The sequence below is a fragment of the Bacillus sp. RO1 genome (assembly GCF_012524115.1).
In the GTDB taxonomy this organism is placed as follows: domain Bacteria; phylum Bacillota; class Bacilli; order Bacillales; family Bacillaceae_I; genus Sutcliffiella_A.
Genome location: NZ_JAAZWB010000068.1, coordinates 1 through 1,375, shown reverse-complemented (window position 1 = coordinate 1,375; position 1,375 = coordinate 1). Strand labels below are relative to the sequence as shown.

At 36.8% G+C, this 1,375-nt stretch carries 1 protein-coding gene; it reads right to left on the bottom strand.

What is annotated here, in order from left to right; all coding sequences use genetic code 11:
- Positions 1-30: 30 nt before the first annotated feature.
- Entirely contained in the window at positions 31-1,269 is a 1,239-nt protein-coding gene (locus HC179_RS09785) for an IS256 family transposase (protein ID WP_168864167.1), read from the bottom strand.
- Positions 1,270-1,375: the final 106 nt, after the last annotated feature.

Sequence of the window (1,375 nt, the reverse complement as noted above, 5' to 3'; positions counted from 1 at the left end):
GGGTGTGTCAAATAAACTGTGTAAGTTTTCTTAATCGAGGTACTTAACAGCTCTTCCCTTAAGATTATCATTGATTAATAATTGGTTCATCACTTGTGGCCAATTTTGGACGAAGCCCTTTTCCCATTTCTTCTCTAATTCTTTAATACGTAAAAAGAGCAGCTTTAATAAAGCATAATCGTTGGGAAAGGCGCCTTTTTTGGTGACCTTTCTAAAGCTAGAGTGGATACTTTCTACTGCATTTGTGGTGTACATGATTCTTCGAATCGCACTGCCGTAATCAAATAGTTGTTCTATATGGTGGAAGTTTCTTCTCCAAACTTCAATAGCGCCAGGATACTTATTCCATTGCTTTTCAAATACCTCAAAAGCATTTTGGCAGGTTTTCAAATTTGGGGCACCATACAAAGTTTTCAGTGACTGAGTAAATGATCGATAATCTTTAGTTGGAACATAACGAACAGAGTTGCGAATTAAGTGTACTATACAACGTTGAACCAATACTTCAGGGAAAATGGCTTTTGCGCCTTCCTCTAAACCACTTACTCCATCCATTGAAATGAAAAAGATATCTTCTACACCTCTGGCTTTAATTTCATCAAAGATTTGCATCCACTTGTGCTTACTTTCTGTTTCATTTAGCCATATTCCCAAAATGTCTTTTTTTCCTTCCATCGTATAACCAAGGATAGTATAGACGGCATATTTCCTAGTTTCATGATGATTTCGGATTGTTGTATACATACAGTCAACGAATAAAAAAGCGTAACAACTGTGCAACGGACGAAGCTGCCATTCTTCAAGTTCAGGAATAATACTGTCCGTGATGTCGGAGACCATCTCGTGCGAAATAGAAAAACCGTAAATTTCCTCAATGGTAGAGGAGATATCTCGCTGAGACATTCCTCGTGCATACATGGCAATCACTTTATCTTCCATTTCAGAAATATTCTTTTTTCGTTTTGGAATCAATAGAGGCTCAAAAGAGCCATCTCGATCACGTGGCACCTGTATATCTACTTCTCCTGAGCTTGTTTGAAGAGTTTTCTTCCCATAACCATTACGTCTATTAGGTGTATCTTTCTTCTGTTTACTATTAGATTCGTAACCTAAATGGTGATTCAATTCACCCTTTAGCATTGATTCAAACATAGGGCCAAAAATATCTTTTAAAGCTTCTTGCATATCTTGTACCGATTCAGGTTGGTAATTCTCTAAGATTTGTTTCGCTAAATCATTAGCTTTAGCATTACGATCTTTCTTGGTCATACCGATCATCCCCCCAGTTAGTTAAAATAATTTTAACAAGAAAAAAACTAAACTGCGAAGTAAAAGTCGTACGCTCTTTTACTTACACAGTTTAGTTTACAAGACC